The following is a 22,902-nucleotide window of genomic DNA, read 5'->3' as shown; positions in this document are numbered from 1 at the left end:
TGCACGGGGCGTGGCCATGGAAATTGCAGTAATGTGCTGAGTTAGCGCTGTTGTCATCCCTGAACACCGACGGAATTAACAACGTTTAACTCGCCTGTCAGAGCCCTGCGACCAAGAATGAAGCTCACCGACACGGACATCTGTCATGGCCTCTTCCCAGCAAATCCTCGCCTGCGCGACTGTCACTGAAACGCGAAAGAAAACCACCGGTGGCCTGACCCCGTGGCGCGAAAGCCTGGTCAAGCAGCTGATCCTCGAACGCCTGGGTGAAACCGTTGAAGTGACCGAACTGGCCCGCGCCTGTGCCCTGTCGCGCAGCCATTTCTCCCGCGCGTTCAAGTGCAGCACCGGGCTCTCACCGCAAGACTGGATTCGCCACCAACGCATCGCCCGCGCCAAGCAATTGATCCAGAGCACCGACCTGACACTGACGCAAATCAGCCTCGAATGCGGCTTCTGCGACCAGGCGCATTTCTGCCACATCTTCACCCGCAGCGAAGGGATCAATCCGTTTGCGTGGCGCTGCCGTGCGGTGCGCGCCCTGCCCCAACGCCCAGTCTGCACCGCTCAGCTTCACGCACAATAAAGTCCAACACCGCACGACTCTGTAGCAGCTGCCGAGCCTGCGAGGCTGCGTTCGGCTGCGAAGCAGTCGTGAAATCAGCCAACGCGGTGTTTCAGGTAAACCGCGTACTCAGGTTTCACGACTGCTGCGCAGCCGAACGCAGCCTCGCAGGCTCGACAGCTGCTACGGGGCCTTGCGTTGCGACGTGGGTTGCGTCAGCCCAACGGGGACAGGCGCTCCAACGCTTCTGCCACGCCAAACCCATACGCCGGATCAGCCTTGCTGCAGTTGTCGATATGGCGCTGACGAATCGCCTGCGGCACGCCGTTCATGGCCCGTGCGGTGTTGTCGAACAGCAGCTGTTTGCGCACCGGATCGAGCAAGCGGAACAGGTTCCCTGGCTGCTCGTAATGGTCCTCTTCCAGCCGATGATCGTAGTGCTGCGCGAAGCCTTCCAGCGGCAGCGGCGGCTCGGCCAGTTCCGGTGAGTCCTGCCACTCGCCCACACTGTTCGGGAAGTAACTGGCGGTGCCGCCGAGGTTGCCGTCGGTGCGCATGGCGCCGTCGCGGTGGTAGCTGTGGGCCGGGCAGCGCGGTGCGTTGACCGGGATGTGATTGAAGTTCACCCCCAGGCGATAGCGCTGCGCATCGCCATAGGAAAACAGCCGCGCCTGAAGCATGCGGTCCGGCGAGAAGCTCACGCCCGGTACCACGTTGGCCGGCGAGAACGCCGCTTGTTCGATCTCGGCGAAGTGGTTTTCGGCGTTGCGATTGAGTTCCATGGTGCCGACTTCGATCAGCGGAAACTCGCCGTGGGGCCAGACTTTGGTCAGGTCAAACGGGTTATGCCGATAGTTGATCGCCTGCTCTTCTTCCATCACCTGGATACACAGCTTCCAGCGCGGGAAGTTGCCCTGCTCGATGACTTCATACAGGTCCCGCAGATTGCTTTCGCGGTCCTTGCCGACCACCGCCGCCGCCTCGGCGTCCGAGAGGTTTTCGATGCCTTGCTGGCAGACAAAGTGAAACTTCACCCACACCCGCTGGTTGTCGCGGTCGATCAGGCTGAAGGTGTGGCTGCCGAAGCCGTGCATGTGGCGGAAACTGGTGGGAATCCCGCGATCGCTCATGACGATGGTCACTTGGTGCAGCGCCTCGGGCAGCAGGGTCCAGAAGTCCCAGTTGCTGGTGGCGTTGCGCAGGCCGGTGCGCGGGTCGCGCTTGACCACGTGGTTGAGGTCGGAGAAACGCAGCGGGTCGCGGAAGAAAAACACCGGTGTGTTGTTGCCGACAATGTCCCAGTTACCTTCGTCGGTGTAGAACTTCACCGCGAAACCACGAATGTCGCGCTCGGCATCTGCCGCGCCGCGCTCGCCGGCCACTGAGGAAAAACGCACGAACAGCGGCGTTTCCTTGCCCACAGAGCTGAAGATATTGGCTTTTGTGTAACGAGTAATGTCGTTGGTGACGGTGAAGGTGCCATAGGCCCCCGCGCCCTTGGCATGCATGCGCCGCTCGGGGATCAGCTCGCGATCAAAGTGGGCAAGTTTTTCCAGCAACCAGATGTCTTGCAGGAGCGCCGGTCCACGAGGGCCGGCGGTCTGGATATTGAGGTTATCGACCACCGGGGCGCCGGTGGCGTTTGTGAGCTTTTTCATGAACTTGATCTCGATGGTTGTTTGCTCTCATCAGGAGCGAAAACCGGCGCGGATCTACGCCCGCGCCGGGGTACATCAACCCTTGAGGAAGCCCAGCAGATCAGCGTTGAGCTGATCCTTGTGGGTATCAGTCAAGCCGTGAGGGGCGCCCGGGTAGACCTTCAGCGTAGAACCTTTCACCAGTTTTGCTGAGGCGATGCCCGCTGCTTCGATCGGCACCACCTGATCCGCATCGCCGTGTACCACCAACGTCGGGATGTCGAACTTCTTCAGGTCTTCGGTGAAGTCGGTTTCGGAGAACGCCTTGATGCAGTCGTAGGCGTTCTTGTGGCCGGCCATCATGCCTTGCATCCAGAACCAGTCGATCATGCCCTGGGACGGCTTGGCGTCCGGTTTGTTGAAGCCGAAGAACGGCCCGCTGGCGAGGTCGATGTACAGCTGCGAACGGTCGGCCAGGGACGCCTGGCGGATGCCGTCGAACACCTCGATCGGCAGGCCGCCAGGGTTGGCTTCGGTCTTGAGCATCAGCGGCGGCACCGAGGAAATCAGCCCGGCCCTGGCCACACGACCGGTGCCGTGGCGACCGATGTAGCGCGCCACTTCGCCGCCGCCGGTGGAGAAGCCGAACAGCACGGCGTCCTTAAGGTCGAGCAACTCAATCAACTGCGCCAGGTCATCGGCGTAAGTGTCCATGTCGTTGCCGGTCCATGGCTGGCTGGAGCGGCCATGACCGCGACGGTCGTGGGCGATCACCCGGTAGCCTTTGGAGGCCAGGAAGATCATCTGCGATTCCCAGCTGTCGGCGTTCAGCGGCCAGCCGTGGCTGAAGACGATGGGTTGGCCGGTGCCCCAGTCCTTGTAGTAGATCTCGGTGCCGTCTCGAGTGGTGAACGTACTCATGCGATATCTCCTTTTGCGAGTGTTGGGTTGGATCTAATCGGTGAATGAGCCATGCGTTCGGCCAGACGCGCCACCCGCTCGCCCAGATGAGCGGCGGTGCAGCGATCTTCGGCAGGTGGGGCGAGATCGGGGGACTGTTCGACATTCGACTGGGCCATGGCGCCGAGCGAGCTTCCGAGGCGATTCATTTGCCCATCGAAGGCGCCCGTGGGGGAGCGCGCCGGCAGCAGGTCGAGGCCGACCCAGATCATCGAATGCTGCGCGGCGAACACCGCCATTTGCAGCAAGGTGTTGAGCTTGTCGCCGCACAGGCAGCCGGAATTGGTGAAGCCGGCGGCCAGTTTGTCGCGCCACGGCTGGGCGAGGTAGAACGCCGCCGTGGACTCCATGAAATTTTTGAACGATGCCGACGCGCTGCCCATGTAGGTCGGGGCGCCGAAGATGATGGCGTCGGCGTCGTGCAGCCGGTCCCAGTGCTGCTCCACCTCGTCGACCGGAATCAGCAGGCAGGTGCTGCCCACGTGGCGTTGCACCCCTTGGGCCACGGCTTCGGCCATGACCCGGGTGTGCCCGTAGCCACTGTGATAGACCACCACCACGCTGCTCATTGTGGCGTCCTTTGTGGGAGCGGGCTTGCTCGCGAAAGCGGTGTGTCAGTCACCAACAGTGTTGAATGTGACACCGCCTTCGCGAGCAAGTCGGATCGCCGCACCGCCGCTACCACATTGGTCGGCTCTTGGCTGACTGACATGGGTCCCTGCCTCCCTGGAACTTGAAGGATGAGAGTTTTGGGCGTAGACCAGACGCAGGACGAGTTAAACGTTGTTAATTTTCATTGGCGCGCCAAAAGCCTCAACACCTGCTTTGCTGCGGTTGCACCCAATAAATACGGCGCCCGCCCGTCGCACCGGGTACAGGCAGTCGCCGCGAACACCCGACAGTTACCCAAACCCTCGTTGCGTTGATGGAAAAACCTGAGGAATATGCTCGAAAACCGCGTACTAGACGGATGCAAGCAGGAGCGACACGTTGACCCTTTCCCCCGAGCAGGCCATTCATTTCGGCCCCTACCGGATCTATCCCGGACAACGCCTGGTGCTGGAGGCCGACCAGCCCCTGCGCCTGGGTCGGCGCGCCATGGATATTCTGTTGATCCTGCTGGAGCACGCCGGAAACGTGGTCAGCAAACAGCAACTGATCGCCGGGGTCTGGCCTAACAGCGTCGTCGAGGACATCAACCTGCGCGTGCACATGGCGGCGCTGCGTAAAGCCCTGGGCGACGGCCAGGCCGGCCAGCGCTATATCGTCACTGTCGCCCAGCGCGGCTACAGTTTTGTCGCGCCGTTCTCGCTGGGACCGATCGAGCAACCGCTCGCCAGCAAAGGGATCGAGCCGAGCGCCCATAACCTGCCCATCCGTCGCACGCGCATGATCGGTCGCCAATTGCTGGTCGAAAGCCTGGTCACGCAACTGTCACGCCAGCGCTTCATCACCCTCGTCGGCCCCGGCGGCATCGGCAAGACCACGGTGGCGCTGCGCGTCGCCGAACTGTTGATCGGTCGCTATCGGGACGGCATTCGCCTGCTGGACCTGGCGCCGATCAATGACCCGACGATGATCACCACACATCTGGCCACGCTGCTGGATTTGTCCCTGCATGGCGCCGAACCGACGGGCAGCCTTGCCGCGTGCCTGCGCGAGCGGCAGATGTTGCTGGTGATCGACAACTGCGAGCACCTGCTCGACGCCGTCGCCCTGCTCTGTGAAAGCATCCTGCGCGCCGCGCCACACGTGCACATCCTGGCCACCAGCCGCGAGAGCCTGCGGGCCGAAGGTGAGTTCGTCCAGCGTCTCGAATCCCTCGACTGCCCACCGCCCATCGCGGTGCTGGACCGCGCTCAGGCGCTGACCTTTTCTGCGCTGCAATTGTTTGTCGAGCGAGCCATGGCCAGCCATGACAGTTTCGAGCTGAGCGATGACGAGCTGCCGCTATTGATTGAAATCTGCCACCGTCTGGACGGCATTCCGCTGGCTATTGAACTGGCGGCAGCCCAAGTCGGCAACTTTGGACTGAGCGGATTGCTGACGCAGCTGCAAGGCAGTTTTCGCCTGCTCACCCAGGGCTGTCCGTCGACGCTGGGCCGACACCAGACCCTGCGCGCCACACTCGACTGGAGTTTCGAACTGCTGAACGCCTGCGAGCAAACCTGCCTGCGCCGACTGGGCGTGTTCAGGGGTAGTTTCACGCTGGAGTCGGCGGCAGCGGTGATCGTCGGCGACCACATCGAGCCCGGTGTGGTGTTTGGTTCGATCACGCAACTGGTGGCCAAGTCGTTGCTGAACGTGGAAGTGGGCGACGAAGAAGTGTTCTACCGTTTGCTCGACACCACCCGCAGCTATGCCCTGGAAAAACTCGACCAGACCGCCGATTTGCAGGACACGCGAAAACGTCACGCCGAACGTTGCCTGGCCTTGATGCATCAGGCTGAAACTGACTGGGAGCTGATTTCCACCGACCTGTGGATCGAGCGTTACGCCCGCAGCCTGGATGACATTCGTTCGGCCCTCGACTGGGGCTTGAACGCTCAAGGTCCGCAGGCACTGGCGATCCGCTTGACGGCGACCTCGACGCCACTCTGGCAGGAACTGTCGCTGCTCAAGGAACACGGCGTCTACGTACGCAAGGCGCTGGCCTTGCTTGAGGCGGCGCCCGAGCCCTGCCCTCATCTGCAGATGACCCTCAAGCTGGCCCTCGGCAGCTCCTGTTACCACACTCAGGTCTGCGCGACGGAACCCATCGAGGCGTTCGTCAGCGCCAGAACCCTCGCCAGACAGTGCAACGATTTAGCCGGTCAGTTGCAGGCGGTGTCCGGGCACATGGCGGTCAACCTGTGTTGCGCCAATTACCAAACGGCTCTGGAACAGAGCCGGCAATTTGATCGATTGGGGCTGCACGGCGATGCGGTCTTGTCCCTCAGCATGCATCGCTTGCGGGTGCTGGCGTTGCACTTTACCGGGGACCAGCAGCAGGCGCGGATGAATGCCGAACAGGTCCTTCAACGCATGGCCCAGAGTGGCCACCTCAACCGCTTCACCTACGGCTTTGGCGTGCACTACGATCAGAGCGTCGCCGCCCTGACGATTCTGGCGCGCATCCTCTGGTTGCAGGGGCAACCGGAACAAGCCTGGCGCACCGCCCGGCAAGCGCTGGACATCGCGATCCAGATCAACCATGGCACGTCCATCTGCTACACCCTGGCGCTGGCCGGTTGCCTGATCGCTCACTACAACGGCGACAACCGTACGGCTCGTGATCTCTTGCGCCTGCTGCTGGAGCAATCACAGAAACACTCGGTTCTGCTGTTCTACACATGGGCCCGGCACTATGCGCAGGTGATCGACCGCGCCGAGGCGCACTTGCCTCTTCAACCAGGCGTGGGGCTGATCAAGGACATCATGGTCACGCTGGACAGCGGTTTCGTCGATGACGCCCTGATGCAACGGGCCGACGCCGGTACGGCAGGCTGGAGCACGGCGGAGATATTGCGCGCCAGGGCTGATGCATTGTTGGCGGAGGATAATCAGCCGGAGATGGATTGCCTGGGCGGACGCCATCGCGAGCAGGCTCGCTCCTCCACGGCCGTCGCAGCCGAGGAGATATTGCTTCGGGCTTTGAATGTGGCCAAAAATCAGGGCGCGCTGGCCTGGGAACTGCGCAGTGCCACCTCGCTGGCGCAACTGTGGCAGCGCGAGGGACGGCATCAGCAGGCGCATGAACTGCTGGCACCGATCTACCACCGCTTCACCGAAGGTTTTGCCACGCCGGACTTGAGCAAAGTCCGTCGGTTACTCGACGAGCTCCATGGGCAACTGCAAGCCTGAGACCCAGCGCGCACGACTGATGTAATGCGAGTAGCGCCTCTCGAACATCCGCAGGTGGCCGCTGTGCTCGAGTTTCTCCAGGGCATAGGTGCGCGTGGTGTTGAGCAAGCGATAACGGGTGGTGCCGTTGACCTGGTCCATCGAGAGCAACGACTTGGCCACCAGGCGCTGCACCAACGCCGCCAGTCGATTAGGCTTGAGCACCTCGCAACTGCTCACGCCAATTGCGGCATCGAGGGTGAAGGACATTTTGAAAACCGAGAGGCGCTGCAACACGGTTTGTTCCAGAGCGCTCAGCCTTTCATAACTCCAGTCCAGCGCGGCCTTGAGGGTCTGGTGTCGGGGCTCGGCCGTGCGCCGGCCCTGGGTCAGCAACTGAAAACAATTATCCAGCTGGGCCTGCAAACCGACCAACGCCAGCGCATCGATCTGCGCCGCTGCCAGTTCAATGGCCAGTGGCAAACCGTCGAGCCGCCGACAGATTTCCCGCACCGCCTTGAGGTCCTGTTCGCGCAAGGCAAACCCTTGTTGGCGGTTGCGGGCGCGACTGACGAACAGCTGCACCGCTGAATAGCCCATGGCCTCGGCCACGCTGTGCAACGCCGACGCGGGTGGCACCGCCAGAGACGGCAAGCGCTGGACGGTTTCCCCCGCCGCCAGCAGCGGTTCGCGGCTGGTGACAAGGATCGACAGCCGAGGCGCCGGCGCCAGCAAGTCCTCGACCAACGTCCGGCAGCGCTCCAGCAAGTGTTCGCAGTTATCGAACACCAGCAACGTATGCCGTTGCGCCAACACGTCCAGGGTCGTGCCGATCTCCAGTTCAAGGGTCTGAGTCAGATGATCAACCACTCGCGCGGGGTCATCGAGCGCTGCGAAATCCACCAGCCACACGCCATCCTCATAGTGCTGCAACAGCAGTTCGGCGACGCGCAATGCCACGGTGGTCTTGCCGATGCCGCCGGGGCCGACCAGGGTCATGAGGCGCCGCACCGGCAACTGCCGGACCAGACTGCCGACAATCGAATCCCGACCGGTCACCGGTGTGAGCCGTGCCGGCAGGTTGTGCCGATGTTTTTGCGCGGTCTCGATCGAGACCAAGGTACCCGCAGGCACCGGCTCCACCGGGGCGATAAAGCTGTAGCCGCGTTGGGGAATGTTGACGATATAGCGTTGGCCGTTCAGCCCGTCGCCAAGGGCCCGACGCAGAGCCGCAATGTGCACGCGCAGGTTGATTTCTTCGACCACCGACGTCGGCCAGACGTGGGTAATCAGCTCGTCCTTGCTGACCACCTGGCCGGCGCGCTCGACCAGCACCTGGAGGATATCCAGAGCCCGGCCGCCCATACGCAACGGCCGATCACCGTCCAGGATCAGCCGTTGCCGCAGGTGGAATGCGTAGGGGCCGAACCGCAGCACCGTATCGCTGTTTAAATCTCTGAGGCTGTTCATGCACGTTTGCGTGCTGAAAACCTGGCCCGGCTCATAGCGCAAATATCCATCGCACCCGCCCTCCAGGCTCCCGCACCTCCATTGCAAAGAGTTCACGGGTATCTTGGCAGGCCTCGGTGACGGTACAACTACCGCGGTAGGAGCGTCACGGCCATTGCGGTGCGCACAACGGCCAAGACCGCTCTAGCTGAACTGTTCGCGGTATTGCGTCGGGGTCAGACCGAGTTTTTCGGCGAACAGAAAGCGCATGTGCCGTACGCTGCCAAAGCCACTTTTAAAGGCCACGGTTTTGAGCGGCAAGTCGCTGGTTTCCAGCAGGTTTCGGGCGCAATCGATACGCGCGCTTTGTAGAAACTCCATGGGCGTCATGTTCACGTCCCGGGCAAACATCCGGGCAAAGTGCCGCGTACTCATGTTCGCCAGTCTGGCCATGCGCTCAATGCTGAAGGCTTCATCGAGGTGTTCGAGTACATGGTTCTGCACGCGGGTGATCGGCGTTTCCTGCGGTGCGACGGTGGCCATCAACGGGCTGAACTGCGCTTGCCCGCCCTGACGCTTCATCACCACCAGCAACACTTTGGCCACGTCCTGGGCGACTTTCTTGCCGTGGTCTTCGGCGACCACCGACAGCGCCAGGTCGATGCCGGCGGTGACGCCGCCGGAGGTGATGAGGTTGCGGTCCTGAACATAAATCTGATCGGTCTCGACCGTCGCCTTGGGAAAGCCTTTGATCAGCCGCTCGGTGTAATGCCAGTGGGTGGTGACGCGATAGCTGTCCAGCAGACCGGCATGCCCCAGCACAAAAGCGCCGGTGCAGATCGAGCCGTAGCGCTCGGCGCGACTGACAGCGGCTTTGAGCCAACACAGCAATGGTGGATGTTTTTCGTTGTAGGCGCCCGGGCCGCCCGGCACCAGCAACAGGTCATAGGCGTGATCGGCCTGATCGATGTGCAGATCGGTCTGCACGCTGACGCCATTGGAAGCACGCAGCGCGCCGTGTTCAGTGCCGATGGTCGACAGCTCGTAACGGTCGTCCGCTGCGAGGTATCGATTGGCGATGGAAAACACTTCCATGGGCCCGGCCATGTCGAGCAGCAGAAAGTCCGGAAACAACACCATAGCCACGGTTTTCATGGGTTCAAAATCACTGAAGTCAAAAGAAAATCCATCCGCCAAACACCAATCCCCTTGTGGGAGCGGGCTTGCTCGCGAAGGCGGCGTCACATTCAGCATTGTGGGTGACTGATACACCGCATTCGCGAGCAAGCCCGCTCCCACAAGGGTTTCGTGTTCGGCAGATAAGGGATGCTGTGCATTATGGCCAATGTCCGGCGTCAGCGTCGGAGGAAAATGCCTGATTGCCCAATGATCACTGTCAACCTGAACGCGACAGCATTTCAATTTCCATCTACTTATTGCACCAGCCAGTAACCATTAACCTTCTCCTCACTCGGACGAATCAACGTCCCCACAGGAGATTTCATCATGCTGACCCTTCGCAAAGCCTCCGATCGCGGCGCCGCCAATCACGGTTGGTTGAAGTCGTTCCACACCTTTTCCTTCGCCAACTACCGCAACCCGAAAGAGCAGGGTTTTTCCGACCTGCTGGTGATCAACGATGACCGCGTGGCGGCCGGTAAAGGTTTCGGCCAGCACCCGCACCGCGACATGGAGATTTTCTCCTACGTGCTCGAAGGTGCCCTGGAACACAAGGACACCCTGGGCACCGGTTCGGTGATCCGCCCCGGTGACGTGCAATTGATGAGCGCCGGCAGCGGCGTGGCCCACAGTGAATACAACCATTCGGCCACGCGGCCGGTGCACTTTCTGCAAATCTGGATCGTGCCGGAAGTCAGCGGCGCCAAACCGCGTTATCAGCAAGAGCACTTCAGCACCCAGAAAAAACGCGGGCGCCTGCAACTGATCATCTCCCCCGACGGGGCCAAGGGTTCGCTGAAGGTGCGTCAGGACGCACGGGTGTATGCCGCGCTGATCGACGGCAAGGAAAGCGCCACGCTCGAACTGGCCGCCAACCGCTACGCCTATGTGCACGTGGCCCGAGGCAGCGTCGAACTCAACGGCATGCAGTTGCAGGAAGGCGATGGTGTGCGGGTTCGTGATGAGCAGGTGCTGGCGTTGAGCAACGGCGTGGATGCCGAGGTGCTGGTGTTCGATTTGCGGCCGCAGGAACTGCCGGAAATGCCATGACCCCCACGCGATCCCTGTAGCAGCTGGCGAAGCCTGCGTTCGGCTGCGAAGCAGTCGTAAACCCGGCACATGCGGTGTGTCATGAAGACCGCAGTGTCTGGTTTTACGACTGCTTCGCAGCCGAACGCAGGCTTCGCCAGCTGCTGCAGGGGGTTGCGTGTTATTCGCCGGTACCGGAAAACACCGCGACAATTTCATCGATGACCGCACGAACCCGGGCGGTATGCCGCAAGTCCGCGTGGGTCACCAGCCAGACGTCATACGTCACCGGTCGCGTGCGCTCCGGCCACAGCCTGACCAGCCCGTCCCGCTCCCCCATGTACACCGGAATTTCCCCGACCCCGAGCCCCGCCGCCAGGGATCGGCGCACCAGCAAACTGGAACTCAGACTGGCCACAATCCGCCCACGCCCCAGCGGTTCTGAAACCAGCGTCATGTCTTTGTTGCCCTGCAGATACGGCTGATACACCACCAGATCATGCCCCTCGAACCCCGAGCCCGGCGATGGCATGCCATGGGCGTCCACATACTCCTTAGAAGCAAACAAGCCCACCGGCCAGCGCGCGATGCGGCGGGCGATCAGATCCGGATTATCCGGCCGGGTGTTGCGCACGGCGATGTCGGCTTCGCGTTTGGCCAGACTGAGAATCTGCGTGGAGGCGTCCAGCTGCACGCGCACGTCGGGGTGCTGTTCATGCAAGTGAGCAATAGCCGGAATCAGGAAATCGATGGCCATGGAGTCGGTGGTGCTGACCCGCACCAGCCCGGTCAGTCGGTCGTCGAGCCCTTGAATCTGGCGCTCCAGCTCCAGCGCCGAATGCTCCATTTTCTCCACGGCCGGCAGCGCCGCCTCCCCCACCGCTGTCAGCGCATAGCCTTCAGATGTGCGCAAGAACAGCGTCGCACTCAACGACTTTTCCAGCGCCGTGATCCTTCGGCCGACCGTGGCCTGATCGACCCCCAATACTCGCGCCGCGCCCCGCAGCGTCGACTCTCGGCACACCGCCAGAAACACCCGTGCGTCATCCCAATTCATGCCATTCCCTACCGATGCATATTCGCATCACCATAACGCATAATCGCTGCGTTATTGCATCAACCGTTCGGGATAGTCTGGAGGCCAAGCAAAACCTCTCAGGACGTTTCCCATGCACAGCACATCGACCACCCCGCGCAGCGCGATCTGGCTGCCGATCTTCGCCGGCCTCGCCGCCAGCCTGGTCAGCATCGGCCTGGCGCGATTTGCCTACACGCCGCTGATTCCTTCGTTGATTCAGGCGCACTGGTTTTCCGCCAGCGACGTGGTGTACCTCGGCGCCGCCAACCTCGTGGGTTACCTGATCGGTGCGCTGATCGGCCGGCCACTGGCCAACCGCACGTCGAACAAAACGGCGTTGCGCCTGATGATGTTGGCCGTGACCTTGTCGTTTTTCGCCTGTGGTTTTCCGTTGTCGGTGAGCTGGTTCTTCGGCTGGCGACTGCTGTCGGGCATTGCCGGTGGCGCGATCATGGTGCTGGTGGCCGCGACGGTGTTGCCCCATGTGCCGGCGTCCCGCAGAGGTTTGGCCAGCGGTGCGATTTTCCTGGGCATCGGATTGGGCATTGCCGGCTCGGGAACGATTGTTCCGCCGCTGTTGAGCCTTGGGTTGCAGCAAACCTGGTTTGGCCTCGGGCTGCTGTCACTGATTCTGACAGCCGCGAGTTGGTTCGGCTGGCCGAAAGAGGCGCATCATCAAGCCGTTGAAGTAGCGATCGAGAAAACCACCACGCCGACCGATTCAGGGGTTTACCTGTTGTTTGCCCAATACGCATTCATGGCCGCCGGGCTGGTGCCGGCGATGGTTTTTTTGGTGGATTACGTGGCCCGCGGACTCGGCGCCGGGCCGCACGTCGGCGCGCTGATCTGGGTGATGTACGGACTTGGCGCGATCATCGGGCCGGTGAGTTACGGTTTTCTGGCCGATCAACTCGGTGCGAAATTGAGCATCCGACTGGTGCTGGTGGTGCAGGCGATTGCCGTTGGCCTGTTGTCGATTTCCAGCTCGTTCACCGCGCTGGCGGTGTTGGCCGTGATCCTCGGTTCGTTCCCGCCGGGCATCGTTCCATTGGCGCTGGCGCGGGTTCATGAACTGCTGCCGAACCATCATCAGCAGCAGATCGCCTGGAGCCGTGCGACGGTGTCGTTTGCCACGTTTCAGGCGATTGCAGGGTTTGCGTATTCGGCGCTTTTCAATGCCAGCGGTGGGCAGCATGGGTTGTTGTTTGTGATTGCGGCGGGCGCGATTGTGGTTGCGCTTTTGCTGGAACAGGCCATGGGTTTGCTGAATCGTCGCCATCAGCTGATTGCAGTGAGTTGCCCATGAAGATCAAAAGATCGCAGCCTCGTTTCACTCGACAGCTCCTACAGGAAATCGCGTTGCAAATGTAGGAGCTGTCGAGTGAAACGAGGCTGCGATCTTTTGATCTACCGCGTGAAGACGCGGTCCCACTTACTGAACACTTCTCAACAGGACTTCAACATGACGCTCCCCCAATCCATGACCCTGATTGAAATCACCGAACCCGGCGGCCCCGAGGTGTTAAAGCCGCGCCAGGAGCCGATGCCCACGGCCGGCGCAGGCGAAGTGTTGATTCGCGTGCACGCCGCCGGGGTCAACCGGCCGGATGTGATTCAACGCGCCGGCAAGTACCCGATGAAACCCGGCATGAGCCCGATTCCCGGGCTGGAAGTGGCCGGTGAAGTGGTGGCCATCGGCGCGGGCGTCAGCGAATTCATCGTCGGCGACAACGTCTGTGCGCTGACCAATGGCGGCGGTTACGCACAATATTGCGTTGCGCCGGCCAGCCAGACGCTGCCGATTCCTGAAGGGATGGATTGGGTTCAAGCGGCGGCGGTTCCGGAAACCTTCTTCACGGTCTGGGCCAATCTGTTCGACCTGGGCGGCGCCAGCAAAGGCCAGCGCGCGCTGATTCACGGCGGCACCAGCGGCATCGGCACCACCGCGCTGATGCTATGTCGCGAATTCGGGGTCAAGGCGTTCGCCACGGCGGGCAGTGAGGAAAAGTGTGCGGCGATCCGTCAGTTGGGCGCCGAGGCGATCAACTACCGCGACCAGGATTTCGTTCAGGTCATCGCGGAAAAAACCGCCGGCAAAGGCGTCAACGTGATCCTCGACATCATGGGCGGCTCGTACCTGAATCAAAACATCGCGGCACTGGGCATGGAAGGTCGCCTGGTGATGCTCGGCTTCCTCGGCGGCGCACGCGCCAACGATGTCGACCTGATGGCGATCATGGGCAAACGCGCGACCATCACCGGCTCGCTGATGCGCTCGCGCACCCGGGAAGAAAAAGCCTCGATCGCCGAACAGCTGCGTGAATACGTGTGGCCTGTACTCGCCGCCGGGCGTTGCCTGCCGATGATCGACAAGGTTTACCCGTACACCGACGCGGCGCAGGCCCATGCGCGGATGGAAGCCGGCGATCACATCGGAAAGATCGTGTTGCAGGTGGACTGATCAGTAGCCCTCGCCGGCCGATTTTGCGCCGCTGATGATCGCAATGCCCGAGCTGGTGCCCAGTCGCGTGGCGCCGGCTTCGATCATCGCCAGTGCGGTCGGGTAATCGCGTACGCCACCGGAGGCCTTGACGCCGATGTCAGGCCCGACGGTGCGGCGCATCAGCGCAACATCTTCCACGGTGGCGCCGCTGCGGCTGAAACCGGTGGAGGTCTTGACGAACGCGACCTTCAGCTCACGGCAAATCTCGCAGGCCTTCACTTTTTCCGCATCGGTGAGCAGGCAGTTTTCCAGGATGACTTTCAACGGCACCTTGCCGCACGCCTGCAACACCTGGGCAATGTCGTCGCGCACCTGATCGAACAAGCCGTCCTTCAACCAGCCGATGTTCAACACCATGTCGACTTCCCCGGCGCCGGCGGCAATCGCCCGCTCGGCTTCAAACGCCTTGCTGTCGCTCATCCCGGCGCCCAGCGGGAAGCCGACCACCGCGCAGATATTGACGCGTTGGCCTTCAAGGCGCTGCGCGGCATGGGGCACCTGCCCCGAGTTCACGCACACTGAATAGAAGCCGTGTTCGGCGGCTTCGCGGCACAACGCGGCGATTTGCTCGCGGGAAGCATCGGGCGCCAGCAAGGTGTGATCGATGTACTGCGCCAGCGCTTTGGGTTCTAGGTGTGCCATCGCAAAAACTCCAGTTTGTATATTCAAATGCCCCTGCGCCACAATCGAGGGTGATTCGCGCAAAAACGTTACTAAAATCACAAATAATGTTACTTAAACAACACCAACAATCAACCCCGGAATGCCTGTGGACAGTAAAAAAGCCGAGCGTCTCAAGCTGATTCAACAAGCCCTGCAAGACCAGAGCGCCATTCATCTGCGCGAGATGGCGGCGTTGCTGGACGTGTCCGAGATGACCCTGCGCCGCGACCTCAGCAAATACACCGACCACCTGCGGCTGCTCGGTGGCTACATCACCAAGATCCACGATGGCAACGAGCCCGGCGATTACCGCGTGGCCGAACAGGACACCCGCCACGTCGAGGAAAAACGCCGCATCGGCAAACTCGCCGCCGGGTTTATCCAGCCGGGCGACACGGTGTTTTTCGACTGCGGCACCACCACGCCTTTCGTGGTCGACTTCATCCCCGACGAGCTCGAATTCACCGCGGTATGCAACTCCCTGAACGTGCTGCTCAAACTGTCGCAAAAACCCAACTGCCATATCGTGGTGTGCGGCGGCACGTTCCACCGCAAGAACCAGGTGTTCGAGAACACCACCGAGAGCGGCATCCTCGACAGCGTGCGCCTGACCTGGGCCTTCGTTTCCGCGGCCGGCATCAGCCAGGACTTCGGCGTCACCTGCTTCAACTTCAATGAAGTGGAGGTCAAACAGAAGGTCCTGCGCCAGGCGCAACAGCGGCTGCTGCTGGCCGACCACAGCAAGTTCGACACGGTACGCACGGCGCATTTCGCCAACCTTGAGGATTTCCAGTTCGTGGTCAGCGACAAGAAAATCCCCAAGGCTTACCGCGACGCCATTACTGCCAGCGGCGCGCAATTGATCATCTGATCAAGGCCTGTTGCTCCCCCGCGCTGAGGTAGCCGGTGGTGACGCTGAAATCCGCCGTTGCCCCCGCCGCCAGTGAACGCACATGGCCCTTGGCGGACTCGGCGCGGTAGCCTTCCGGCTCGCAGGTGGACGGCAGCACGAACGCCGCCACTTGCTGATCGGCGTTGTGCAGGATCCAGCGCGCAGCATGCTCGAATTGCTCCGGGCGGTAACGGGTATAGAACGCCGCACCGTCCGGATGACTCAGCAGAAAATGCGCATGACCGCTGTCGTCTGCCCGGACGCCGTCGAAGAAAAACACGATTTCGGGGTCGTAGAGATGTGGCTGATCCAGACGGTTGAATTGCTCCGGTTCTTTCCCCAACGCCTGCATGTATTCGGTCCAGGCCGGCGTCGGTTTCACGTGGGCCGGCACGCTGCTGCGTAAGCGCACTCGCTCGAAACCCAAAGGCTCGAGGAAACGGGCGCCTTCGACATAGGCGTAATTCATGTGCGCCATGTACATCAGGTCCATCGGCTTGCCAGCCAGATTGGTCACCTGCATGGCGATGTCGAACAGACCTGAATCAACGCGCAAGGTCACGCTGGGCGTGGCGAGATAACGGTCACCAAACCCCTGCGCATATTCGTACTCGCCAGCCAATCGAAGATAACCGCCAGCGCTGTCTTCACCGACCTCCAGCCAGGCGCGATCCATCGCCGCACAGGGCATCTCGCCGTGCAGCGGATGATCGTCCTCGGGGCTCGGGCAACCGTTGCGCAGCAGGCCGCTGTGAAACATAAAACAGCCATAGGTTCCGATCACCGTCGGGCTGGGTTTGGGCTGGCTGAACAGGTTGCTCATGGTCAGATCACAACCGTCGAACACCGCAGACCAGATCATCTGCCCCCGATACGGCAGCACCACTAGACTGCCGCGACTGTTGGCCAATTCCAGCGCCAGCACGCCACTGGGATAGACCCAGGAACTGACGGTGAATGCTTTCGACTCCAGCAAGGTTTTGCGCGCCTCGCCGAACTGCGACGGTTGCAGATTGATCCGCGTGTTCATGAAGCCACCACCGCACCCACGGGTGCCCGCTCGCTGGCGGAATGACGCAAGCAGCGCACTGCGTACATCACGATCACGATGAAGCACAGTAGCGGCACGCTGTAGGCCAGCTGCATGTTGCCGCCGCTGAAGTCGGACAGCAGGCCTTGGAAGATCGGGATCACCCCGCCACCGACGATGCTCATCACCAGCAGCGAACCGCCGACGCCAGTGTCTTCACCCAAGCCATCAATGGTCAGGCCGTAAATGGTCGGCCAGCACGGACCGAGGAACACGCTGACGCCCACCGCCGCATAAACCGCCGTGATGTTTGGCACCAGAATCGTGTACGCCAGCAACACGATGCACAGCACGCCGTACACCGCCAGCACCTTGGCCGGGTGCAGTTTGCGCATCAGCACGTTGGCGATCAGCTTGCCGACAAAGTACGCGGCGAACGTGGTCAGCAAAAACCACGACGCACTGCGTTCGTTCATGCCGCCCAACTGCATCGCCAAACGAATGGTGAAACTCCAGACACCGACCTGCGCACCCACGTACAGAAACTGCGCCAACACACCAAAGGTGAAACGCTTGTTGCGCCACAGGCGGGAAAGGCTTTGGCCAAGGCTGGCGGTTTTCGTGCTGCTCGGCTGATTGCCCTTGCACTTCGGAAACCGGGTGATGGCGATCAGGATGAACATCAGCACCAGCACCGCGATCATCCATTTGTACGGCAACAAGGTGGACTGGATCATTTGCAGCTGCTGGACCGCCGCGTCCGAGGCGCTCATTTGCGTGAGCTGCTCGCGGGTGGCATCGGTGTCCTTGAACATCACGAAGCTGCCGACATACACCCCGGCCATCGCGCCGAACGGGTGGAAGGTCTGGGAAATATTCAGGCGACGGGTGCCGGTTTCACGCGGGCCCATCAGCGTCGAGTAGGTGTTGCACGCGGTTTCGAGAAACGACAGCCCCGCCGCAATCACAAACAGCGCCAACAGGAACATGCCGTACTTGGCGGTCGAGGCCGCCGGGAAGAACAGCAGGCAACCGAACATGTACAACATCAGGCCGATGAGGATGGTGGTCTTGTAGCTGAAACGGCGGACCACCAGCGCGGCCGGAATCGCCACGAAGAAATAGCCCAGGTAAAACGCCGATTGCACAAACGCAGTCTGGAAATCGCTGAGCAGAAAGGCCTTCTTGAAATGCGCGATGAGCACGTCGTTCATGCTCGCGGCCGCCGCCCACAGCGCGAAGATGCTGCACAGCAAAATGAAGGCGAACCAGGGCGTGCGGTTCAGGTAGAAACCATCGGCCGTCTGTTGGAGCGGAGGCTTTGTCATTGTTGTTCTCCGTGGTGAGCGTTGAGGGGTAAATCAGCTCGATTTCAAGCGCCGAGTTGGCGCTGGAATTCAGCGAATGCAGTGGCGTCCGGGTAGGAGGTCTGGGTGCCCAGCCCGGTGACCGAACAGGCGGAATAGGCCACGGCCTGGGTCATGGCGGCGCGGATGTCGCGGTCGCGGCTCCAGTGATGAATGAAGCAACCGATGAAGGCGTCGCCTGCCCCGGTGGTGTCGCGTGCGGCGACGGACAGGCCGGGAATCTGAAACTCGCCCTCCTCGCCGACGTACAGCGCGCCTTGCTGGCCGAGGGTCACGATCACGTGGCGAATGCCGCTGGCGACCAGTGTCTGCGCGGCTTTATGCGCCGACTCTGGCGAGTCCACTGTCTGGCCGGTAATCAGCGCCAGCTCGGATTCGTTGGGCACCAGGAAATCCAGTTGCGCAAGGTGTTCACGGCTCAGTCCGGACAAGGCTGGTGCCGGATTGAGCAGCACAGGGATGTTGTGCGCACGGCCGAATTCGATGGCGTGGTAAACGGTGTCGACGTTGATTTCCAGTTGCAGAACGATCAGCGAGCACTCGCGCAATGCCTGCACGGCGGCGTCGATATCGGCCGGGACGAGATGCGCATTGGCGCCTTTGACGATGAGGATGCTGTTGTGCGAGTCGGCCTGGACGAAGATCGGCGCCACACCGCTGGACACGCCGGTTACGCGCTGCACGTAGCGAGTGTCGATGCCAAAGCGTTGGAAGTTGGCCAGGGTGTTGTCGGCAAACATGTCATCGCCGACCTTGGTGAGCATCAGCACATCCGCCCCGAGCTTCGCTGCGGCGACCGCCTGATTGGCGCCCTTGCCGCCACAACCGAGGGCAAATCCCGGCGCTTCGAGCGTCTCGCCCTGGGCCGGCATGCGGTCGATGTAGGTGATCAGATCCACCATGTTGCTGCCGATGACTGCGATCTTGCTCATTGCTATCCCACCTTGATCCGGCTTGCCAGACTGATGCTGGACGTTGTTGTTTTGTTATTTAAATAACATTTTGTGTGATTATTCAATCTTTTTGTTGAGTGGGGTTTGATGCAAAGACGAATGGCTTTGCGCATGGCTTTGAAGATGTGCGGGCAGGAATGGCCCCATCGCGGGCAAGCTCGCTCCCACAATGGAATGCGTACTCTGTGGGAGCGGGCTTGCCCGCGATGACGCCAGAACAGTCACCGTCCAAGCCAGCCATTCAAACGACTGTCGAATTTATCCCCACCTCCCCCCACGCATCTGTTAAAACCCGAACTTTCCTTTTCACCCTCCGGACCTTTGCATGTTTTCAAACCTGATGAGCCGCCTGAGCCGACGCTGGCTACCCTGGTTGTGCATGGCCGCGCTGGTCGTCGGCTTGCCCGTGGGTTGTGGCGTTCTCAAATACAAAGAGCGCGAGTTGCTGTTCCGCATCGAGCCGGGTACTGCCGGCTGGTATCGCGGTTTGCCTAAGGACGTTCAGGAATTCGATATCAAGCCTGCCAGCTTCAAGACCGGGCAAAACCTGCATGCCTGGTGGTGGCCGGCCGCGCGTCGCGATGCGCCGTCGATCCTGTATTTGCACGGTGTGCGCTGGAACCTGACCGGCCAGGCCTTCCGCATCGAGCAATTACGGGCGATGGGCTATTCGGTGCTAGCGATCGACTACCGAGGCTTTGGCCAGAGCAAGGGTGATCTGCCGTCGGAAGCCAGTGTCTACGAGGACGCCCGCGTCGCCTGGGAGCGCTTCAAGGCGATGCAACCGGACGCCAACAAGCGTCTGATCTACGGCCATTCCCTGGGCGGCGCGGTGGCCATCGACCTCGCGGCAGACCTGGCAGCGCAAGCGAAAAAGGACCATAGCGCAATACCGGTGCGCGGTCTGGTGATCGAGTCCACGTTTACGTCGCTGGGCGATGCCGTGGCGCAAGTGGCCGACAGCAACTTGCCGGTGAAATGGCTGCCGGTGCGCTGGCTGCTGTCGCAGAAATTCGATTCCATCGACAAGATCGTCGACATCGACATGCCGTTATTGGTGGTGCATGGCCTGGCCGATCCGTTCATGCCCTCGCGGTTCAGCCAGCAGCTGTTCAATGCCGCCAGCGAACCCAAGCGCCTGCTGTTGATCCCCGGCGGTACGCACAACAACAGCATGAGCCTGGGTGGCAGCCAATATCGCCAGGCAATCGAGAACTTGATGAAGGCAAAACCGGCGCAGGTGGCCGGGTCTAGCGATAACCACGGGCTTGCAGGTTGAACAACTGCGAGTAACGCCCGCCCGCGGCCACCAGACTGTCGTGATTGCCGCGCTCCAGGATCGATCCCTGATCCAACACGATGATGTGGTCGGCATTGCGCACGCTGGAAAAACGGTGGGAGATCAGCAACGTCATTCGCCCTTCCGTGTGCTCGCTGAAATGCTCGAACACCGCTGCTTCAGCAGCCGGGTCGAGTGCCGAGGTCGGCTCGTCCAGAATCAGGATATCGGCGTTACGGCGCATGTAAGCGCGGGACAAGGCGATCTTCTGCCACTGCCCGCCCGATAACTCCTGGCCACCGGCAAACCAGCGTCCCAATTGCGTGGCGTAGCCTCGATCGAGCCCCTCGATGAACGGCGCGGCCATGCCTTCGGTGGCTGCTTCTTTCCAGCGTTGTTCATCGTTGAATGCCAGCGTATCGCCGACGCCGATGTTCTCGCCGACTGAAAACTGATAGCGGATGTAATCCTGAAAAATCACCCCGATGCGCCGGCGCAGCGCGTCCTCTTCCCACGCCTGCAAATCACTCCCGTCGAGCAAAATGCGCCCGTGATCGGGGCGATACAAACGGGTCAGCAACTTGATCAGCGTGGTCTTGCCCGAACCGTTCTCCCCCACCAGCGCCAGGCTGCGCCCCGGCACCAGGTGCAAGTCGATGCCTTCAAGGGCGGCCCGACTCGCACCTGGATAACGGAAACCCACGTTCTCGAATCGCAAACCATCACCAGGCACCGCGCCCACCGTGAGGTGCCCGGCATCGGCCACCACCGGTTCGGCGAGGTATTCGTAGAGGCTCGACAGGTACAACCCATCTTCGTAGAGACCGCTGATGGCGCTCAAACTGCTGCTCACCGCCGTCTGCCCCTGCTTGAACAGCACCAGGTACATGGTCATCTGCCCGAGGCTGATCTGGCCGTGAACGGCATCGACCACCACCCACGCATAAGCCAGGTAAAATGCCGCGGTGCCCAGCAAGCCCAGCACAAATCCCCAGCCATCCCGGCGCAACGTCAGCCGACGGTCCTCGGCATAGAGCCGGGCAAACGTCTCGCGATAACGCTTCAACAGCAGCGGCGCGAAGCCGAACAGTTTGACCTCTTTGATGTAGCCCTCATGAGAGAGCAGCGTCTCGATGTAATTCTGCTGCCGACTCTCCGGCGCCCGACGCGTGAACAGCCTGAACGCATCCCCGGAAAAATGCGCTTCGGCGAAAAACACCGGCAACGCGCCCACCACCAGCAGCACCAGTGCCCACGGCGAAAAATGCACCAGCAACACGCCGAAGCTGATCAACACGATCAGATTCTGGATCAGCCCCAACGACTTCATCACCAGCGCCAAGGGCCGCGTCGACGCTTCGCGCCGCACCCGCACCAACTTGTCGTAAAACTCGGAATTCTCGAATTGCACCAGCGACAACGTCTGGGCCTTCTCCAGAATCATCGTGTTGACCTTCTGCCCCAACTGCACCCGCAACAACGACTGCTGAACCGACAGCGCCCGCTGAGTCCCGGACAGCAACGCCAACACACCAGCCTCGAACAACACATAACGCACCACCGGCCACAACGGCGCACTGCCCTGCTGCGCGTGCAATTGCATGGCGAAAACCACTGCATCGACGATGCGTTGGCCTAGCCACGCGGCCAGAGCCGGGAGGACACCGGCGATCAGGGTGGCCAGGACCAGGCCGAGGAATAGACCGCGAGAAGTGCCCCAGACCAGGAGCAAGGCGCGTCTGGCCTGGTCGAGTAATGAGGTGACGCGGGAGAGGGCCGCAGGCATGGGGTGATGGGCTCGGCAGATGAGGGTCGCTAATCACGACAATGTCGCCATGGTACGTCAGCCAGAAATGTCACAGGCGAGAAACACTGTGGCGAGGGGGCTTGCCCCCGTTGGGCCGCGCAGCGGCCCCAAAAATGAGACCACTGCACCGCTCAACGAGTTACCGACTACCTGGACAGATCAATCTTATCCAACACCCGGTTCGCCGTGATCTCCGCCACCATAATGCTGTTGGAAATACCCAGCAGCGCATAACGCGACTCGCCCTCCAGATGATCCACCAACTGATGCACCATCACATCGACCGAGGCCAGCGTCTCGACCAAATAAACCGCCAGGGTTTCGGCCGTAACCTCGGGGTCCACGGAAAACAGGCTGCTGCGTGTTCGCGGCGTGGCTTTGATGTCGGCATTCGACGGAAAGTGGAAGTCGAGTGCCCGCTCGGCAGCCTCGTTGAGCTTCTTTGAATCGGGTTCGTACGGGGACGCCGGATCGGTGTCCGGCGGATTGGGTGTTACCTTGAACATTGGCTCTAACCTCATCTATGAGTGAGGCTGCAACCGATTCGCTACTAAACGAAATGGAGGCAGCTGTGCACAGGTTAGTAGACCGATGAGCCAAGAAATCGGCGCACCCGAAGGCGCCCTGCGCACAGCCACCATCAGGAGCAGGGATGGGAATTCCCGACTGATAGAGACATCGTGCGACTT

General features: G+C 61.3%; 19 protein-coding genes. 7 read left to right on the top strand and 12 right to left on the bottom strand.

Translation table 11 applies throughout. The features are described from left to right. Window positions 1-145: 145 nt before the first annotated feature. A complete protein-coding gene (locus ACA072_RS10790) occupies window positions 146-586 on the top strand; it encodes a helix-turn-helix domain-containing protein (protein ID WP_497624275.1) in 441 nt (146 codons plus the stop codon). Between the two features lie 194 nt (window positions 587-780). On the opposite strand, the gene ACA072_RS10785 is transcribed toward ACA072_RS10790, so the two are convergent. From ACA072_RS10785 to ACA072_RS10775, 3 genes are all read right to left on the bottom strand, one after another. After that, window positions 781-2,223 (bottom strand): catalase, encoded by a 1,443-nt coding sequence (locus tag ACA072_RS10785; RefSeq protein WP_497624274.1) that lies wholly within the window; start codon window positions 2,221-2,223, stop codon window positions 781-783. A 75-nt stretch (window positions 2,224-2,298) separates the two neighbouring features. Next, window positions 2,299-3,123: an alpha/beta fold hydrolase gene (locus ACA072_RS10780; protein WP_497624273.1), complete on the bottom strand. Its 825-nt coding sequence runs from the start codon at window positions 3,121-3,123 to the stop codon at window positions 2,299-2,301. Next, complete coding sequence (locus ACA072_RS10775) at window positions 3,120-3,731, bottom strand: flavodoxin family protein (protein WP_497624272.1); 612 nt, start codon at window positions 3,729-3,731, stop codon at window positions 3,120-3,122. The genes ACA072_RS10780 and ACA072_RS10775 overlap by 4 nt, the downstream gene beginning before the upstream one ends. 421 nt (window positions 3,732-4,152) lie before the next feature. On the opposite strand from ACA072_RS10775, the gene ACA072_RS10770 reads away from it, so the two are divergent. Beyond that, window positions 4,153-7,005 (top strand): ATP-binding protein, encoded by a 2,853-nt coding sequence (locus tag ACA072_RS10770; RefSeq protein WP_497624271.1) that lies wholly within the window; start codon window positions 4,153-4,155, stop codon window positions 7,003-7,005. Here the strand turns inward: ACA072_RS10770 and ACA072_RS10765 are convergent. Both ACA072_RS10765 and ACA072_RS10760 read right to left on the bottom strand, forming a co-directional pair. Further along, window positions 6,970-8,454, bottom strand: coding sequence for an ATP-binding protein (locus ACA072_RS10765; protein ID WP_497624270.1), 1,485 nt, complete (start codon window positions 8,452-8,454; stop codon window positions 6,970-6,972). The genes ACA072_RS10770 and ACA072_RS10765 overlap by 36 nt on opposite strands. A 183-nt stretch (window positions 8,455-8,637) precedes the next feature. Further along, on the bottom strand, window positions 8,638-9,588 hold the full coding sequence (locus ACA072_RS10760; RefSeq protein ID WP_497624269.1) for a GlxA family transcriptional regulator: 951 nt from the start codon (window positions 9,586-9,588) through the stop codon (window positions 8,638-8,640). Between the two features lie 351 nt (window positions 9,589-9,939). Between ACA072_RS10760 and ACA072_RS10755 the strand changes: the two genes are divergently transcribed. After that, window positions 9,940-10,662: a pirin family protein gene (locus tag ACA072_RS10755; protein ID WP_497624268.1), complete on the top strand. Its 723-nt coding sequence runs from the start codon at window positions 9,940-9,942 to the stop codon at window positions 10,660-10,662. A 160-nt stretch (window positions 10,663-10,822) separates the two neighbouring features. Here the strand turns inward: ACA072_RS10755 and ACA072_RS10750 are convergent, their stop codons facing one another. Continuing rightward, window positions 10,823-11,698: a LysR family transcriptional regulator gene (locus ACA072_RS10750; protein ID WP_497624267.1), complete on the bottom strand. Its 876-nt coding sequence runs from the start codon at window positions 11,696-11,698 to the stop codon at window positions 10,823-10,825. Window positions 11,699-11,810: 112 nt separating this feature from the next. Here ACA072_RS10750 and ACA072_RS10745 point away from each other — a divergent pair, with 112 nt between their 5' ends. Together ACA072_RS10745 and ACA072_RS10740 are read left to right on the top strand one after the other, a co-directional pair. Further along, on the top strand, window positions 11,811-13,025 hold the full coding sequence (locus tag ACA072_RS10745; protein ID WP_497624266.1) for a YbfB/YjiJ family MFS transporter: 1,215 nt from the start codon (window positions 11,811-11,813) through the stop codon (window positions 13,023-13,025). A 156-nt stretch (window positions 13,026-13,181) separates the two neighbouring features. Beyond that, a complete protein-coding gene (locus ACA072_RS10740) occupies window positions 13,182-14,180 on the top strand; it encodes an NAD(P)H-quinone oxidoreductase (protein WP_497624265.1) in 999 nt (332 codons plus the stop codon). Here the strand turns inward: ACA072_RS10740 and deoC are convergent, their stop codons facing one another. Beyond that, window positions 14,181-14,864 carry a deoxyribose-phosphate aldolase gene (gene deoC, locus ACA072_RS10735; RefSeq protein WP_497624264.1) on the bottom strand — a complete coding sequence of 228 codons (684 nt, stop codon included), beginning with the start codon at window positions 14,862-14,864 and terminating at the stop codon, window positions 14,181-14,183. 127 nt (window positions 14,865-14,991) lie between these two features. Here deoC and deoR point away from each other — a divergent pair, with 127 nt between their 5' ends. Continuing rightward, complete coding sequence (gene deoR / locus ACA072_RS10730; RefSeq protein ID WP_497624263.1) at window positions 14,992-15,756, top strand: DNA-binding transcriptional repressor DeoR; 765 nt, start codon at window positions 14,992-14,994, stop codon at window positions 15,754-15,756. Here deoR and ACA072_RS10725 read toward each other — a convergent pair. The 3 genes from ACA072_RS10725 to rbsK are packed head-to-tail and all read right to left on the bottom strand — an operon-like array spanning window position 15,749 to window position 19,106. Continuing rightward, on the bottom strand, window positions 15,749-16,807 hold the full coding sequence (locus tag ACA072_RS10725) for an aldose 1-epimerase family protein (RefSeq protein ID WP_497624262.1): 1,059 nt from the start codon (window positions 16,805-16,807) through the stop codon (window positions 15,749-15,751). The genes deoR and ACA072_RS10725 overlap by 8 nt on opposite strands. Then, entirely contained in the window at window positions 16,804-18,135 is a 1,332-nt protein-coding gene (gene fucP / locus ACA072_RS10720; protein ID WP_497624261.1) for an L-fucose:H+ symporter permease, read from the bottom strand. The genes ACA072_RS10725 and fucP overlap by 4 nt, the downstream gene beginning before the upstream one ends. A 44-nt stretch (window positions 18,136-18,179) precedes the next feature. Continuing rightward, entirely contained in the window at window positions 18,180-19,106 is a 927-nt protein-coding gene (gene rbsK / locus ACA072_RS10715; RefSeq protein ID WP_497624260.1) for a ribokinase, read from the bottom strand. Window positions 19,107-19,452: 346 nt separating this feature from the next. Between rbsK and ACA072_RS10710 the strand changes: the two genes are divergently transcribed. Further along, window positions 19,453-20,406: an alpha/beta hydrolase gene (locus ACA072_RS10710; protein WP_497624259.1), complete on the top strand. Its 954-nt coding sequence runs from the start codon at window positions 19,453-19,455 to the stop codon at window positions 20,404-20,406. Here the strand turns inward: ACA072_RS10710 and ACA072_RS10705 are convergent. Then, window positions 20,378-22,192, bottom strand: coding sequence for an ABC transporter ATP-binding protein (locus ACA072_RS10705; protein ID WP_497624258.1), 1,815 nt, complete (start codon window positions 22,190-22,192; stop codon window positions 20,378-20,380). The two genes, ACA072_RS10710 and ACA072_RS10705, sit on opposite strands and share 29 nt — an antisense overlap. Window positions 22,193-22,359: 167 nt before the next feature. Next, the gene (locus tag ACA072_RS10700) at window positions 22,360-22,719 is read right to left on the bottom strand and encodes a DUF6124 family protein (protein ID WP_497624257.1); all 360 of its coding nucleotides are present in this window, start codon (window positions 22,717-22,719) and stop codon (window positions 22,360-22,362) included. Window positions 22,720-22,902: the final 183 nt, after the last annotated feature.

Source organism: Pseudomonas sp. LBUM1656, assembly GCF_059716065.1.
The sequence above is the reverse complement of the archived record's forward strand: the minus strand, read 5'-3'. Positions and strand labels throughout refer to the sequence as shown.

Coding starts and splice junctions, on each gene's coding strand:
- ACA072_RS10775 (WP_497624272.1), bottom strand. CDS start 3,731: ATGAGCAGCGTGGTGGTGGTCTATCACAGTGGCTACGGGCACACCCGG.
- ACA072_RS10780 (WP_497624273.1), bottom strand. CDS start 3,123: ATGAGTACGTTCACCACTCGAGACGGCACCGAGATCTACTACAAGGAC.
- ACA072_RS10725 (WP_497624262.1), bottom strand. CDS start 16,807: ATGAACACGCGGATCAATCTGCAACCGTCGCAGTTCGGCGAGGCGCGC.
- ACA072_RS10745 (WP_497624266.1), top strand. CDS start 11,811: ATGCACAGCACATCGACCACCCCGCGCAGCGCGATCTGGCTGCCGATC.
- ACA072_RS10765 (WP_497624270.1), bottom strand. CDS start 8,454: ATGAACAGCCTCAGAGATTTAAACAGCGATACGGTGCTGCGGTTCGGC.
- rbsK (WP_497624260.1), bottom strand. CDS start 19,106: ATGAGCAAGATCGCAGTCATCGGCAGCAACATGGTGGATCTGATCACC.
- ACA072_RS10750 (WP_497624267.1), bottom strand. CDS start 11,698: ATGAATTGGGATGACGCACGGGTGTTTCTGGCGGTGTGCCGAGAGTCG.
- ACA072_RS10760 (WP_497624269.1), bottom strand. CDS start 9,588: ATGAAAACCGTGGCTATGGTGTTGTTTCCGGACTTTCTGCTGCTCGAC.
- ACA072_RS10755 (WP_497624268.1), top strand. CDS start 9,940: ATGCTGACCCTTCGCAAAGCCTCCGATCGCGGCGCCGCCAATCACGGT.
- ACA072_RS10785 (WP_497624274.1), bottom strand. CDS start 2,223: ATGAAAAAGCTCACAAACGCCACCGGCGCCCCGGTGGTCGATAACCTC.
- deoC (WP_497624264.1), bottom strand. CDS start 14,864: ATGGCACACCTAGAACCCAAAGCGCTGGCGCAGTACATCGATCACACC.
- ACA072_RS10710 (WP_497624259.1), top strand. CDS start 19,453: ATGTTTTCAAACCTGATGAGCCGCCTGAGCCGACGCTGGCTACCCTGG.
- fucP (WP_497624261.1), bottom strand. CDS start 18,135: ATGACAAAGCCTCCGCTCCAACAGACGGCCGATGGTTTCTACCTGAAC.
- ACA072_RS10790 (WP_497624275.1), top strand. CDS start 146: ATGGCCTCTTCCCAGCAAATCCTCGCCTGCGCGACTGTCACTGAAACG.
- ACA072_RS10705 (WP_497624258.1), bottom strand. CDS start 22,192: ATGCCTGCGGCCCTCTCCCGCGTCACCTCATTACTCGACCAGGCCAGA.
- ACA072_RS10700 (WP_497624257.1), bottom strand. CDS start 22,719: ATGTTCAAGGTAACACCCAATCCGCCGGACACCGATCCGGCGTCCCCG.
- ACA072_RS10740 (WP_497624265.1), top strand. CDS start 13,182: ATGACGCTCCCCCAATCCATGACCCTGATTGAAATCACCGAACCCGGC.